Source organism: Duodenibacillus massiliensis (assembly GCF_928721995.1).
GTDB lineage: Bacteria > Pseudomonadota > Gammaproteobacteria > Burkholderiales > Burkholderiaceae_F > Duodenibacillus > Duodenibacillus massiliensis.
The window spans coordinates 825,377-837,918 of the sequence record NZ_OV788642.1; the positions used below are offsets into that span (position 1 = coordinate 825,377).

Below are 12,542 nucleotides of genomic sequence, written 5' to 3' on the forward strand. Positions count from 1 at the left end.
TGTCCCCATCGTCTAGAGGCCTAGGACATGACCCTCTCACGGTTAGAACTGGGGTTCGAATCCCCATGGGGACGCCATTTCAGGCAAAAATTGCCGCGCATGAGCGGCTTTTTTGTTGCCTGTCATTTCGGGCTTTTTGCCGCCCGGATTTCCGACACTGCAAAGCACGCAACGGCCGCGAGGACCAGCGCAAGCGGCACGGCAAATGCGTCGTTAAAGGGCTCACCGAAAATCACCAGCCCCACGGTCATTGTCAGGATCGGGTTTAAGTACTGGCAAAACCCGAAGACCGTCATCGGAAGATTCTGCACGGCGTAAGCAAAGGCAATCATCGGGACCGACGTCACAAAACCCGTACCGATTAAGGCAAGCGCGAGAACCTCATTTCCCGCCAGAAAGTGGCCGGCGCCGGTTTGGTTCAGCCAAAGGACATAAATCACCGCCGCAGGCACCAGAAGGCAGGCTTCGAGCATGTTGCTGATCCAGGGATCCAAGGTGAGCACACGCTTAAAAACTCCGTAGACGGCCCAGGTTGAAGACACGCCCAAAGCTATCCACGGGAACGTGCCGTAGCCGGCGATGAGCACCGCAATGCCGATACCTGCTGCCGCAACGCCCCAGGCCTTGAGTTTTCCCAGTGTTTCCCGAAAAAGCACCACACCGAAACAGATTGACATCAGAGGCGTCAGAAACATCCCGATCCCGAGTTCAACAACACGGGCCTGCTGCACCGCCACGACGTTAATCCACCAATTGAGTGCCGCAAAACCTGCCGCGCAAAAAAGAAAGAAGAGTTGCCGGTGCTCCCGTGCCAGGAGCCGCACGGATGCCGCGATGCCGGAAAATTTTCCGCGCAGAAGGAGTAATGCAAGGATCACCAGCGGCGACCAAATGAGGCGGTGGGCAATCACTTCCCAGCTTGCGGCCTCTGAAAGAAGCCGCCAATACACGGGCATAAATCCCCAGCACAGATACGCCGTCAGTGCTCCGGTAAAACCAACAAGTCGAGAAGAAGTCTGCATACTGCCTGCCGCGAATACACGGCAGGAGCTTAGCGCAAATTAAGAAAAACGCACCGTGACGGAGAAAACTTCTCTCTCCCCGTCATCTGCAACAGACCGTCAGTTTATTTAATTAACTGATTTAAATAGAGAAAATAAGGCACCGGCGGACGATACAAAGGTATACGCAGAGCACCTTTAAGAATGCGTTTCGGGTGGAAAAGCGCCCAGCAGAAACAATTCGTTACCTTCACTTAGTAAAGACTTAGGCCGCATCTAGGTGTCGGCTAATTCCGGCTCCATAAACTGCGAAGCACAAAGAAAGACACAGCACCGCTGAGTCTTGAAACGAAACCGAAAAAACCAAGCCTTAATAAGGAAACACAAAAATGACCAACATGAAGACCCTTGCTTTCGCTGCCGCTGCTCTCTCCGTTTTCTCGATCGGCGCCGCCCAGGCTCAGTTTGTGGGCCAGAGCCAGCCCGTGACGACCGTCAAGCAGGTTTTGGACAACGGCCGCGACGACCAGATGGTGGTGCTTGAAGGCAACCTCATCAACCAGGTCCGCAACGACAAGTACACGCTGCGTGATGCAACCGGCACGATCGTCGTGGAAATTGATGACCGCATCTTTGCCGGCCAGCGCGTCGACAGCAACACAAAGGTGCGCGTTGAAGGCGAAATCGACACGGAAATCATGAAGCCCAACGAAGTCGAAGCCCACCGCCTCACCGTGATCCGCTAACCGGATACGCTTCTTAAAATCCTGCCGAAGTATTCCGGTCGCGAATACTTCGGCTTTGTCCGTATTTTGCAGCCACCCAACCTTCTGAGTCCGCCATGCACATACTCCTTGTTGAAGACGACCCGATGATCGGTGAAGCCGTCCGCGAAGCCCTCACGGACGAGGGTTACGATGTTCTCTGGGCCAAAAGCGGCTGGGAAGCGGGCGGCATGCTTGCGGCGGGAACCTTTGACGTTGTGTTTCTTGATCTGGGGCTGCCCGGCCGCGACGGGATGGCGCTTTTGCGGGACCTGCGGACCAAGGATACGGCAACGCCGGTTTTGGTGATGACCGCCCGCGACGCGCTTGAAGACCGGTTAGCCGGGCTTGACGCGGGCGCCGACGACTACGTTTTAAAACCCTTTCACATGAGTGAGCTTCTTGCGCGCATGCGGGCGGTGCTGCGCCGCAAAGCCCCGGCGCCCGCGGATACACAGGCTGCCGCAGAACTTACCAACGGCATCGTGACCCTGCGGCTTGACACCAAAACCGCGACCGTCACGGGCCCGGCCGGAAAAGAAGAAACCGCGCTTTCCAAAAAAGAGTTTGAGCTTCTGGAAGCGCTTTTGGCGCGCCCGGGGACCATTCTCTCGCGCCAGGCTCTTGAAGAGCGCCTCTACCCGGACGAAACCCCCGAAAGCAACGCCCTGGAATTTATTCTCTACGGCCTGAGAAAAAAGCTCGGCGCAGGCGTCATCCGCAATATCCGGGGCCTTGGCTGGATGGTGCAGAAAGAGAAAGCCGCATGAAAAGCACGCTTTTTGAAAAAAATTCGCTCATCCGGCGCTCTCTTTTGTGGTGCAGCGCCACGCTCGCGGTCTTTCTCGTCGTTGCCTGCACGGTGAGTTTTTTTGCCGCCTGGGAGCGTGCCGAAGACGAACAGGACCACACCCTCAAACAGGTTGTGGGGCTCATTTCCCGCGACGTCGTTGCAGGCCGCATGGATATGGGGGAAGTCCTTCCGCCCGAACCCGTCGGCGGCTTTTACGGCCCGGGCGCCCCGGGCTACGACCCGTCAAAGCCCTCCATTGCCGCACTCACGATGGATGACGATGACTTTGAAGACCGCTATGAAGCCGATGACGACAACGGTAACGCCGTGCTTGTGGCCGGGCAACCCGTAACGGTGCGGCTTCTACACGGCAGGGGCCGCGCCTTAACGACCACCTTTACCCGAACCTATGAAGACGGCGCGCACACCGCTGAACTTTTCGGTCAGCCCTACCGCATCTACTTCAGAACGCTTTCCGACGGCACGCACGTTGCCGCCGCGCAAAATCTTGAAGAGCGTAACGAAACGGTGCTTTTCACAGCCCTTGTCTCCACGGCGCCCCTTCTGATGCTTGCGCCCGTGATGCTTCTCATACTGGGTTTTGTGCTCTGGAAGAGCCTGAGACCCTTAAAAACCTTTGCACAGGGAATCAACGCCCGCAAGCCCGAAGACCTCTCTGAAATCAGGACGGAAGGCATTCCGCAGGAGATAAAACCCTCGGTTGAAGCCATGAACCGGCTTCTGGCCCGCGTGCAGGCGCTCCGGGAACGCGAAGCGCGCTTTACCGCGGACGCCGCGCACGAATTAAGAAGTCCGATGACGGCGCTCTCGCTGCAGGCCGAGCGCCTTGCCGCCTGCAAAATGAGTAAAGACGTCAGAGACCGCGTCACATCGCTGCAAAACGGCATTAGCCGCGCAACCGACCTCATTACGCAGCTTCTGGCCCTGAAACGCGCTCAGGCTGCAGACGGCACCCAGTCCGCTGCACCCGCGCGTGCCGGGTGCCTTACGGTGATTGCCTCGGTGATGGAGGAGCTTTACTGGGCAGCCGATGAAAAGTCAATTGACTTTGAGGCCGAAGGCCTTGACACACCGGGCGCGGACAAACTCACAGCGGCCGTCGGGGAGAGCGACCTCTTTACGATGGTGCGCAACCTCGTTCAGAACGCCGTCAAGTACACGCCTGAAAACGGCACGGTCAAAGTAAGCGTCACAGATGCTGCCGACTGCATCCGCATCTGCGTGGCCGACAGCGGCCCGGGGGTTGCGCCCGAAGAGCGCGGGCGGATTTTCGATCCTTTCTACCGGATTTTGGGCAGCAAAGAAACGGGCACCGGCCTCGGGCTTTCCATCGTGAAGACCATCGCTCAGAGAACCAGCACCGAAATCAGTCTTGACTGGACCGATGCTGTGAAAAAGACCGGCCTCACGGTAACGCTCACACTGAAAAAAGCGCTTTAGGCGGCGCGGGCAAAACGCGTGAGAAGCCTGCCCGCAATCCGGGTCACAAATCCCGCGGGAAGAAGCCTGATGAGCCCGACACAAAGGCGGTTGAGGGCACCGTCAATCACAACGGGTTTTTCGGAACGCAAAGCTTTCCAGCCGGTTAAAGCCGCCTCGCGGGCTGAACGCGCGATGATGTCTGAGCCCGCTGAGGGCGCCACACCCGCGGCATCGGCAAAGTGCGTGAGCGTATAGCCCGGGCAAAGCGCCGTCACAGTGACGCCCGTACTCTTGAGTTCTTCGGCAAGCGCCCGGGAAAAGGAAAGCACATAGGACTTTGTGGCCGCATAGGCCGCTAGTTTCGGGCACGCCGCAAAGGCTGCAACCGAAGCCACATTGAGAATCCGGCCGTTGCCGGCCTCACGCATCGCGTGCGCGGCCAGCATTGAAAGCACGGTAAGCGCTTCCACGTTAAGTCCCATCATACGGGTGACCCGCTCAAGGTTATCCGCGTCAGCCGCATCGGTGTAGACGCCAAAGCCTGCGTTGTTAACCAAAATCTCAGGCGTGATGCCTTTCTCCTGCGCATATGCCCAAAGCATTTGAGCAGCTTTTGCGCTACTCAAATCCATGGGGAAAAACAGAACCTCCGGGCTTCCTGCCCGCCTGAATTCATCGGCAGCCGACCTTAAGCGTTCGCCGCTGCGGGAAGCGACAATCAGAGAAAATCCGTCCGCTGCGGCCAGAAGCGCAAGCTCCCGGCCGATACCTGATGTCGCTCCCGTTACGATGCACCACTTCGCCACAATTAATCCTCAACAGCAAACTGAACCTTTGAAGCCACCGCCGTCATGCGGCGAAATTCAAGCACCTCACCCTTGGGGTTAGGTGCAACACGCTCAAGAATAACGACGCAGCTGCCTTCAAGAAAACCGTAACCCACGAGGTCTCCTTGGGCAAACGAGGCGCGCAGCACGTCACTGCAGGAGGCAATCTTCTGACAGAACTCCGATTCGAAGTAAGCGTACATCGACTGCCTGGGATCAAGTCTTTCAATCTTTTCGCGGACCTCCTCACCGAAGCAGCGGGGATTCAAAAACATCTCGTCGAGAATGATGAGTTCACCGTTGCTTTTAAGAAGCCGCTTAATCTTCCAGACATGATCAGTGCCAGGAGCGAGCTCGAGCACTTCGGCAATTTCAGGCTCTGCGGGCACTCTGACAACCGCAAGCACCTCATGATCAAACGCATAAAAGTTACCGTCACGGTCCTGGAAACGCTCAAAGCGGTTCACCAGACCGTGCAAGATGATTATTACTCGCGGCGCGCGTGTATTGTCCCAATTTGCATTTTTATCCTGCAAATTATTGTTTTAAAACAAGAAACACTCAAAAAACGCCCGAAAATTCTGATTTGCACCAGGCACGCGCGCACAAGCGCCAAAGCGCGTGCAAACCGCTAAGATTCGCGGCTTCGTTCTGTCTTTTCCTTTGTGTGTCTTCCCATGGCAGTCCCCGGCGAACGCAAGCCCATTGACTCCTCCGCAGTCCTTACCACCGTTGTTTTGTGCGCCCTCTGGGGGCTGCAGCAGACGGCGATCAAGGCCGCTGCCGGCGAAATCAGCCCCATGCTTCAGGTGGCGCTGAGATCCGGCATTGCGGCGCTTTTGGTGCTTCTTGCGGTGCGTTTCGTCATTAAGGATCCCTGGAACCCGGCAGTGCGCTTTGCCGACTGCCTTAAGGTCGGGATCGGCTTTACGCTCGAATTTTTCTTTGTCTCCGAGGGCCTGCGCTTTACGAGTGCCGCCCACATGTCTGTGCTTCTGTATACGGCGCCCCTTTTTGCCGCCGTGGGTCTTTCGCTGAAACTGCCGGAAGAGCGGTTAAGCCCGTTGCAGTGGCTGGGCGTACTCATTGCGTTTACCGGCATTGCCGTCGCGTTTCTGGTGCCGGCACTTACCGGTGACCAACCGCGCTCTTCCGGTGATCTTTGGTGGCTCGGAGACCTTCTGGGGTTGGGTTCCGGCATTTCCTGGGGACTGACCACCTACTTCATGCGCACCACGACGATGAACACGGCCGCGCCCTCACAGATGCTTTTCTGGCAGCTTCTTGCGGCGTTTGTTTTTCTCCTCACCACGGCGCTTTGCACCGGACAGACGACCTTTTCTCCGGCACTCACCGGCTGGTCGAGTTTTCTCTTTCAGACCTTCATCGTCTCATTTGCGAGTTACCTCGTCTGGTGCCGGCTGCTGAGAACCTACCTTGCGGCACGCTTGGGCGTCCTTGTTTTTGCAACACCGCTTTTCGGGGTTTTGTTCGGCGTCCTTATTCTCGGGGAAGAAGTCGGATGGCCCTTTGTCACGGGGTCGGTGTGCGTTCTTGCCGGGATCATCCTGGTGCAGGGGTCGCTTAAATTTTTCAGGCGCCGGCACTGAGCCGCAACAGCACCTGCGGCGACGGATTTCAAAGACTTTTTTGCATGATTGTTTGTGTCAACACAACACTCGGCGCAATAAAATCCAAACGAACCCGCTTTTTTATTTCCGTTTGGCCCTGAGTCAGGTATAACTTCATCAAGTGGGGAGCTTTCTCCCTGTTGCCCGGCTTATCGGCTTACTATCAGGCAACGCTTACAAAGGCCGAGAACCTGAGGCTGAAGATGATTCTTGTAAAGGATACAAGCCTATGAAAATCCTCGTTCCCATTGACGGCAGTTCCTACAGTGAGAACTCGCTCGCGTTTGTCGCTTCCCGTGCGACACTCTTGGGTACCGCGACTGAAATCGAACTTCTGGTCGTTTTGGATCCCCTGCCCGCCCGCGCCGCGCGTCTGGTGAGCAAGGACTCCCTGATGCGCTACTACGAAGACGAAGCCGAAAAGATCTTTAAGCCCGCCCGCAAATATCTGAAGGCCCAGGGTATCGAAGTCACCGAAGCCTTTATCGTGGGTGATCCCGCGGAAAAGATCGCCGAGGAAGCCTCGCGCCTTCCGGCTGACCTCATCATCATGGGTTCGCGCGGCCGCACGGCGCTTGCGGGCCTCTTCCTGGGCTCTGTCACCAACGGCGTTCTTGCCCGCACCAAGAATCCTCTGCTGATTCTTCGCAACAAACCCGCTCCGGAAGCCGACGCCATGCGTGTGGGTATCTGCGTGGACGGCTCCAAATTCGGTACCGCGGCCGTCAAATACGCGCTGCGTCACAAGGAACTCTTCGGTAAGGGCGCTTCCTTCTACCTCATCAACGTCACCAGCGACTACGCCGGTGCCGTGATGCCGGATATGGCCGGTATGGCTCTGCCCGCGCTTTCCGAATCTGAAGTCATTGAACTGCAGAAGAAGGAATTTGACGAAAGCATTGAACCCGTGCGTCCGCTTTTAGCCAAAGCCGGCGTTGCCCCGAAGGAAATCTGCCTTGTGGGCAACCCCGGTGACGAAATTGCGGCGTTTGCAAAGAAACGCAAGCTCGACGTTGTCGTGATGGGCAGCCACGGATACGGGCGCTTCAAGTCCGCCGTGATGGGCTCCACCGCCACGCGTGTGGCCGCTCAGGGTGATGTGCCGATCCTGCTGATCCGTCACTGATCTCACTTTAACAGGCGGACGTCTATCCTCACACCCGCCTGAAATTAACGCAGCCGACTGCATTGCGGGCCCCTCCCTTAGCCCGGTGCGGTCGGTTTTCTTTTTGCCGGTTTTGCCGCATGCTTGCCTGTGTTTTTCTCTACACACTGTCCCTGCATCTGAGTTTTTCGATGATGCGTCTGACGCTGAGCCTTGATGCGCTTAATCACGGTGCAGGCGGCACCGAGGTCGGCATCCTCATCGGGCTCATCTCGCTTTGCCCGATGCTTGCGGCACTCAAATACGGCCGCTGGGTCGATGCCGTGGGTCCGAGAAAACCGGTCTGTTTCGGCGCGCTCTGTATTTTCTGTGCGGCGCTCATTCCGTCTCTGGCCGCAGCCGACACTTTCGGTCTCATTCCCCTTTACTGCTGTGCGCTGGTGAGCGGCCTCGGATCCATGTCCGTGCAGCTTGTGGGGCAGGAATTGACCGGCTACACGGCCTCTCCCAAACAGCGTGCCGTTGCGTTTTCCTGGCTTGCGATGGTCTATTCAGCCTCTGGCCTCATGGCTCCGGTCGTTTCCGGAGAAGTCATCGACCGGCTCGGAGCGCACTACTCCTACATAACGAGCCTTGCGCTTGCCGTAGCCGGTATCGGTATCGTGCTTTTCACACTCAGAAAACTGCCGCGGCACTGGGAAGCAGATGCCCCGAAAAAAACAGCCAATCCCGTTCAGAAGAAGGTCAGTGAGTTACTCGCAATTTCCGACGTACGGGTCATTCTCATCATCAACGCACTCGTTTCGATGGCCTACGACCTGCAGAACTTCATGTTCCCCTTCTACGGGCATGCAATCGGCCTGTCGGCAGCCGAAATCGGATGGCTGATCGGAGTCTTTTATGCCGCCACCTTCATCGTGCGCTTTTTCATAGTCTTTATTGCCAAACACGTCTCGGAGTGGCAGTTTTTAACGGGCACAATGCTTTTGGGGGGCGCTGCCTACTTTGCCTTTCCCTTCTTTGAAACGCTCACTCCGCTTTTTGTCGTGGCCTTTGTGCTGGGGCTCGGGCTCGGAGCGAGTCAGCCCAATGTGATGAGTCTGCTCCACAGCGTTGTCCCCAAGGGCCGTGTGGGGGAGGCCCTCGGCGTTCGCGTCACGATTTTGATGGGCTGTCACGTGTTTCTGCCGCCTGCCTTCGGCGTGCTCTCAGCCGCCGTGGGTGTGTTTTCCATCTTTGCCTCAATGGCGGCTCTGATGGGCTGCGCAGGTCTCTGGCTCTCCGCGAAAAAATGCCGCACACAAAAACCCGAAAAACAGGCATAAGCATTTTGCTTAAGAGAGACAACCTGTACCGATTCGTCTACACCTTCAATGCGAAAAAAGTCCGTTTTCGGCAACAAAACCCCAAGACTTTTGTCTTAAACCAAACTTGAGACAAATATTTTTCAATTCTTGGGCTTTTTTTCAGGCCGTCGGGGGCTGAGTCAATACAATCAATTGCAAGCAGGTCCTGAAAGTTCTGCTTACAAATCCGACACACCCCGTCGGTCTTGCAGCTACGGCGCTCGGGCCTGTCCGATTCCAGTTTGACAGTTAAAAACAAAGGAGCTCTTTATGGCTTCCAAAAAGAAAATCGGCCTGGCATGGCAGATGTTTATCGGCCTGATTCTAGGTGTGATCGTCGGCGCTTTGGTCGACACACAGTTCGCCCAGACGTATCTGCAGCCCTTGGGTACGTTGTTCATCCGTCTGATCCGCATGGTGGTTGTGCCCTTGGTGATCGCAACGCTGATCGCCGGTGCCGCCAACATTTCTGACGTCAGCAAACTCGGCCGTGTTGCCGTGAAGATCCTGATCTGCTACGCGGGCTTTACCGCCGTCGCAGTGATGTGCGGTCTTCTGTTTGCACAGTGGATTGACCCGGGTGTCGGTCTGAGTCTGACGACCGAAGGTCTCAAGGCCAAGGCCGTGACGGCGCCTCCGCTTGTTGAAACGCTTTTGAACATCGTCCCGATCAACCCCATGGAAGCCTTCAGTAAGGGCGCCATGCTGCAGATCATCTTCTTTGCGATCATGTTCGGCTTCGGTCTTGCCGCCTTGGGCGAAAACGGCCGGCCGCTCATCACGGTCTTTGACCTCATCGGCCAGACGATGATTCGTGTGACCAACATGGTGATGACCTACGCCCCGATCGGTGTGTTCGGTTTGATCGCCTTTACGGTCTCGCGTCACGGGCTTGCGGTGCTGCTTCCGCTCGGAAAGCTCATCCTCGCCTCGTTCCTTGCAACGGTTGTGTTCGTCTTCGTGATCCTGATTCCCTGCGTGAGAATCTTCGCCGGCGTCAAGGTCATCCCGTTTCTCAAGGGTATTGCGGAACCCTGGCTCATCGCCTTTACGACCTGCTCGTCTGCGGCAGCACTGCCCGCAAACATCGTTGCAGCCCGCCGCCTGGGTACGACAAAAGCCATTTCGTACTTCTCGATTCCTCTGGGCAATACGATCAACATGGCCGGTACCGCCGTTTACATGGGCGTGTGCTCGATCTTTGCCGCGCAGGTCTTTGGTATTGACCTCTCGATGACCGACCAGGTCACCATCGTGCTGATGGGCGTTCTTGCCGCTGTCGGTACGGCCGGTGTGCCGGGCGCTGGCCTCATCATGACGACGGTTGTCTTCACGCAGGTCGGCATTCCGCTCGAAGCCGTGGCCCTTATCGCCGGTATTGACCGTATTCTCGATATGATCCGTACGTCCATTAACGTGGTGGGCGACGTGGGTTCGGCACTGATCGTCACGAACTGGGAACACCAGATGCATGCCGATAAGCTCGACCCGATGGAAGGCCAGGAAATCAAGACGGCCTGATATCCGATCCGCTTTAAACGCAAAGGGCTTTGCTCAAAAAGGGCAAAGCCCTTTTTCTTTGTCCTGACACCTCTCGTTTTTTCAATACCGGCAGGAAAAAAACATTTTCGGCTTGACGTCAGCCAGCGGTTCCGGCTGACGGAGATTAAAGGAGTATTATAACTTAAATACTATTTTTAAATAAAAGATTATTTTCGTAATCCTATGATAATTTTCCGCTTCGCAGGACGATTAAGCCGAAAGAAAAAGCGGACAAAATCGCCTCAACACATTTCAAAAACCAAAAAGAACCGGTAGGAGAATCATGGGAGTTGGTATTGATTTCTGGCTGCAGCTGGCTGTGCTGCTTGCCTGTTTGTTTTTTGCCGCGCCGCGCGGCGGTATGACGCTCGGCATGATGGGCGGCATCGGCCTGGTGGTCTTTGTCTTCGGCTTCGGATTAACGCCCGGAAAGCCACCGGTTGACGTCATTCTCACAATTATGGCCGTGGTGTGCGCGGGCAGCGCCCTGCAGGCTGCGGGCGGTCTTGACTGCCTGCTGCAGATTGCCGAAAAACTTCTGCGCCGTCATCCGAAATCGATCTGCTACGTTGCCCCCTACATCTGCTGGTTCCTGACGGTGCTGTGCGGAACAGGGCACGTCGTCTACACGATGCTTCCGATTATTTATGACGTTGCCATTAAGAACAACATTCGTCCTGAACGCCCGATGGCAGCCTCAACGATTGCCGCTCAGATGGGCATCATCTGCAGCCCGGCGGCCGTTGCCTCCGTCACGATCATTGCCTTGCTTGAAGGCCGCACGGTGGGCGGTGAGCTCTTCGGCTTCCCTCAGCTTTTTGCTATCGTAATTCCTGCCGCCATCGTCGGCATTTTCCTCATCGGCACCTTCTCGCTTTTCCGCGGCAAGGATCTCGACAAAGATGAAAAGTTCCAGAAACTGATTGCTGATCCTGAACAGAAGAAGTACGTCTACGGCGAATCGACCACGCTGATCGGCAAAAAATTCACCAAGCAGCAGTGGGCAAGCCTCTTTATCTTCATCGCGATCGTTGCTCTTGTGGCGGTTTTAGGCTCGGTTCCCGAACTGCGGCCCATGGTCGGCAAGAAGCGCCTCTCGATGACGCTCGTGATTCAGATGTTCATGCTTTTGGCCGGCATCCTGATGGTTCTGTTCTGCAATGCCCGTCAGATCAACAAAACCAATGTCTTTAATGCGGGCATGGTGGCCATTGTCTCCGTCTACGGCGTGGCCTGGATGGCCGAAACAATGTTCGGTGCTCACCTCAATGAGCTCAAAGGCAGTCTCACCGGCCTCATTCAGGAGCACCCCTGGACCTTCGGCATCGCCCTGCTTCTTGTTTCCAAACTGGTAAATTCGCAGGCTGCCGCCATCGTGACCCTGGTGCCCACCGCAATTGCCATCGGCACGCCTCCGGGCATCATCGTGGCGATGATTTCCGCCTGCTACGGCTACTACATTCTGCCGACATATCCGTCAGATCTGGCTGCCATCACGTTTGACCGTTCGGGTACAACCCACATCGGTAAGTTCGTGATCAACCACTCATTCATTGCGCCGGGGCTTATCGGTGTGATCTCGGCTGTGATCACCGGTTACTGTCTGGGTATGGTCTACGGCTACATCTGAGAACCTGAATTAATCTTTTCCTCTGGGTGGTGAGGCCTGTAATAAGGCGGATCCAACCGTTTCGGGACCGGCCTCAAAACCGGTCCCGCTTTTTTCCATAATGCTCAGAGGGGGGAAAAAATCCCGCCGGGCTCAGTGCCTTGGGCGGGACTTTTTCTTAACGGCCGATTCTGAACAACTAGCCGTAGACTTCCTTCTGCAGCTTTTTCAATGCTTCCGGATTTTCTTCCAGAAACTTTGCCATATCTTCGGTGTGTTCCACAGACAGAATTCCGGGCCAGCCGCCGCTGAGCAGTTCCTTAATGCGCTGCATGCCGAGATTGCGGCTGTCGGTGAGCTCTTCACCGAGAAGCGGTTTAATGCGGTCGTGAATAATGAGGCTTTTAGGGGAGTTTTCCGCCTTATCGCGCTCCACCATCGCCATGAGTTCCTTAATCCACTGCACTCCGTGCATCATGAT

Annotated in this window: 12 protein-coding genes and 1 tRNA gene; 9 read left to right on the forward strand and 4 right to left on the reverse strand. The window is 56.1% G+C overall.

Features of this window, described 5'->3' with window-relative positions:
• Window position 1 precedes the first annotated feature (1 nt).
• Window positions 2-77 (forward strand) — tRNA-Glu (locus NXF97_RS03710).
• Between the two features lie 45 nt (window positions 78-122).
• On the opposite strand, the gene rarD is transcribed toward NXF97_RS03710, so the two are convergent.
• Window positions 123-1,022: an EamA family transporter RarD gene (rarD, locus tag NXF97_RS03715; RefSeq protein ID WP_274956510.1), complete on the reverse strand. Its 900-nt coding sequence runs from the start codon at window positions 1,020-1,022 to the stop codon at window positions 123-125.
• 368 nt (window positions 1,023-1,390) lie between these two features.
• Between rarD and NXF97_RS03720 the strand changes: the two genes are divergently transcribed.
• The 3 genes from NXF97_RS03720 to NXF97_RS03730 all read left to right on the forward strand — a co-directional run bounded on the left by NXF97_RS03720 (window position 1,391) and on the right by NXF97_RS03730 (window position 4,019).
• A complete protein-coding gene (locus NXF97_RS03720) occupies window positions 1,391-1,747 on the forward strand; it encodes a NirD/YgiW/YdeI family stress tolerance protein (RefSeq protein WP_022373570.1) in 357 nt (118 codons plus the stop codon).
• A 95-nt stretch (window positions 1,748-1,842) separates the two neighbouring features.
• Window positions 1,843-2,535, forward strand: a complete 693-nt coding sequence (locus tag NXF97_RS03725; protein WP_022373569.1) for a response regulator transcription factor — start codon at window positions 1,843-1,845, stop codon at window positions 2,533-2,535.
• The gene (locus tag NXF97_RS03730) at window positions 2,532-4,019 is read left to right on the forward strand and encodes an ATP-binding protein (protein WP_274956511.1); all 1,488 of its coding nucleotides are present in this window, start codon (window positions 2,532-2,534) and stop codon (window positions 4,017-4,019) included. The genes NXF97_RS03725 and NXF97_RS03730 overlap by 4 nt, the downstream gene beginning before the upstream one ends.
• Here NXF97_RS03730 and NXF97_RS03735 read toward each other — a convergent pair.
• A complete protein-coding gene (locus NXF97_RS03735) occupies window positions 4,016-4,807 on the reverse strand; it encodes an SDR family NAD(P)-dependent oxidoreductase (protein ID WP_274956512.1) in 792 nt (263 codons plus the stop codon). The two genes, NXF97_RS03730 and NXF97_RS03735, sit on opposite strands and share 4 nt — an antisense overlap.
• A gap of 2 nt (window positions 4,808-4,809) precedes the next feature.
• A complete protein-coding gene (locus tag NXF97_RS03740) occupies window positions 4,810-5,295 on the reverse strand; it encodes a GntR family transcriptional regulator (protein ID WP_274956513.1) in 486 nt (161 codons plus the stop codon).
• Window positions 5,296-5,505: 210 nt separating this feature from the next.
• Here NXF97_RS03740 and NXF97_RS03745 point away from each other — a divergent pair, with 210 nt between their 5' ends.
• The 5 genes from NXF97_RS03745 to NXF97_RS03765 all read left to right on the forward strand — a co-directional run bounded on the left by NXF97_RS03745 (window position 5,506) and on the right by NXF97_RS03765 (window position 12,082).
• Window positions 5,506-6,438, forward strand: a complete 933-nt coding sequence (locus tag NXF97_RS03745) for a DMT family transporter (RefSeq protein ID WP_274956514.1) — start codon at window positions 5,506-5,508, stop codon at window positions 6,436-6,438.
• Between the two features lie 250 nt (window positions 6,439-6,688).
• Window positions 6,689-7,585, forward strand: coding sequence for a universal stress protein (locus tag NXF97_RS03750; protein WP_074009861.1), 897 nt, complete (start codon window positions 6,689-6,691; stop codon window positions 7,583-7,585).
• Between the two features lie 119 nt (window positions 7,586-7,704).
• The gene (locus tag NXF97_RS03755) at window positions 7,705-8,889 is read left to right on the forward strand and encodes an MFS transporter (protein ID WP_274956515.1); all 1,185 of its coding nucleotides are present in this window, start codon (window positions 7,705-7,707) and stop codon (window positions 8,887-8,889) included.
• 291 nt (window positions 8,890-9,180) lie between these two features.
• Window positions 9,181-10,431 (forward strand): dicarboxylate/amino acid:cation symporter, encoded by a 1,251-nt coding sequence (locus NXF97_RS03760; protein WP_022373562.1) that lies wholly within the window; start codon window positions 9,181-9,183, stop codon window positions 10,429-10,431.
• 304 nt (window positions 10,432-10,735) lie between these two features.
• Window positions 10,736-12,082 carry an anaerobic C4-dicarboxylate transporter gene (locus tag NXF97_RS03765; protein ID WP_143183139.1) on the forward strand — a complete coding sequence of 449 codons (1,347 nt, stop codon included), beginning with the start codon at window positions 10,736-10,738 and terminating at the stop codon, window positions 12,080-12,082.
• Window positions 12,083-12,260: 178 nt separating this feature from the next.
• Here NXF97_RS03765 and NXF97_RS03770 read toward each other — a convergent pair whose 3' ends face one another.
• Window positions 12,261-12,539, reverse strand: a complete 279-nt coding sequence (locus NXF97_RS03770; protein ID WP_074009859.1) for a hypothetical protein — start codon at window positions 12,537-12,539, stop codon at window positions 12,261-12,263.
• Window positions 12,540-12,542 lie beyond the last annotated feature (3 nt).

Coding starts and splice junctions, on each gene's coding strand:
- rarD (WP_274956510.1), bottom strand. CDS start 1,022: ATGCAGACTTCTTCTCGACTTGTTGGTTTTACCGGAGCACTGACGGCG.
- NXF97_RS03720 (WP_022373570.1), top strand. CDS start 1,391: ATGACCAACATGAAGACCCTTGCTTTCGCTGCCGCTGCTCTCTCCGTT.
- NXF97_RS03725 (WP_022373569.1), top strand. CDS start 1,843: ATGCACATACTCCTTGTTGAAGACGACCCGATGATCGGTGAAGCCGTC.
- NXF97_RS03730 (WP_274956511.1), top strand. CDS start 2,532: ATGAAAAGCACGCTTTTTGAAAAAAATTCGCTCATCCGGCGCTCTCTT.
- NXF97_RS03745 (WP_274956514.1), top strand. CDS start 5,506: ATGGCAGTCCCCGGCGAACGCAAGCCCATTGACTCCTCCGCAGTCCTT.
- NXF97_RS03750 (WP_074009861.1), top strand. CDS start 6,689: ATGAAAATCCTCGTTCCCATTGACGGCAGTTCCTACAGTGAGAACTCG.
- NXF97_RS03755 (WP_274956515.1), top strand. CDS start 7,705: ATGCTTGCCTGTGTTTTTCTCTACACACTGTCCCTGCATCTGAGTTTT.
- NXF97_RS03760 (WP_022373562.1), top strand. CDS start 9,181: ATGGCTTCCAAAAAGAAAATCGGCCTGGCATGGCAGATGTTTATCGGC.
- NXF97_RS03765 (WP_143183139.1), top strand. CDS start 10,736: ATGGGAGTTGGTATTGATTTCTGGCTGCAGCTGGCTGTGCTGCTTGCC.
- NXF97_RS03770 (WP_074009859.1), bottom strand. CDS start 12,539: ATGATGCACGGAGTGCAGTGGATTAAGGAACTCATGGCGATGGTGGAG.